Source organism: Nocardia sp. 852002-20019_SCH5090214 (genome assembly GCF_001665865.1).
GTDB classification, from domain to species: Bacteria; Actinomycetota; Actinomycetes; order Mycobacteriales; family Mycobacteriaceae; genus Nocardia; species Nocardia nova.
On sequence record NZ_LZMK01000370.1, the window covers coordinates 1 to 1159 of the forward strand.

The window sequence follows — 1159 nt, forward strand, 5'->3', positions numbered from 1 at the left end:
GCCCGTTGCAGGTCGATCGAACGGGCCGTGTCGATTGTGCCGACTGCTTCGGCCTTCTTGGCGGGCTCGAGCAGGCCGGCCGTGGTCAGTTGCGGCAGGATGATCTGCTGGTCGCACAGCGACATGTGCTGGGTTCCTGCGATGCGCAGGGGGATCTTCACCCCGGTGTTGGTTGCCCAGCGCGGTTCCCAGCCCGGATTGCCGAACCAGGGCGAGGTGTCGCTGGCCAGCATCAGCAGCGGCCGGTCGAGACCGTCCGCGGCGACAGAGCCCAGGATCGGGCCGTCCAGATCGACGCCGGCACGGACACGGTGGTCGTCGTGCATCGTTTGCACGGTTGTCGACCCGCCTAGCGAGTGACCGAACATTCCGACTTTCGACAGGTCGAGGTCCTCGGCGAGGTGCGGTGGGAGTCCAGCGCGTCCCGGCTGTTCGGTGGCAGCAGTCATCAGTTGGTCGAGGACGAAGCGTGTGTCGGCGACCCTGGTCGGCAGGAGTAGATCGGGAAGGATGTGTTGTGGTGAATCCAGTGGCACCTGAGTGTGTTCGGTGTGTCCGTCGGGAAACTGCACCGCGAACGCTTCGTGGGTGTGGTTGATCGCGACCACGATGTAGCCGTGGCTGGCGAGGTCTTCGGCCTGAGCGGTGCTCCATCCGGTTGTGTCGTCCATTCCGGGTGAGTTCAGCAGCACCGGGAAGGCTCGTCCGTCGGCGCGGGCGGTTGCGTCGCGGCGGCTGTGGCTGGGCGCGAGAGTCCAACTGCCAGCGGGGACACCGAGTCTGGTGAGGTACTCGGCTTGTTCTTCCCGGCCGCCAGGCGGCATCCATTCAGCAGTCGGTGCCGTCGACTGGTCAGCGGCGGGGTACCAGATCTGCACCATCAGTTCACGGTGTCCCGATGTCCACGGATCCGCGCGGTCGGCATCGTCGAGGTACCAATCCGTGACGCCGACCGGGTAATGGCCCGTCGGGGCAGGCAGATTCACGACCACGGGGTTCTGCGAGGGGGCTGCTTCCGCTGCGCCAGCAGCCACCGTGGCGGCCACCGCCGCGGCGGCGACTGCGGCGATATGTCGTCGTAACCCTCTGCGTTTCATGACAACTCCCCATCCCTTGCAATGTCAGCCAGCAACGCTACAAGATCGCCTGCCCAACGATG

General features: G+C 65.8%; 1 protein-coding gene. It reads right to left on the bottom strand.

The window, feature by feature from the left end:
- Positions 1–1097: hypothetical protein (locus tag A5780_RS30220; protein WP_156769496.1), on the bottom strand; the 1097-nt coding region annotated here is incomplete at its 3' end.
- Positions 1098–1159 lie beyond the last annotated feature (62 nt).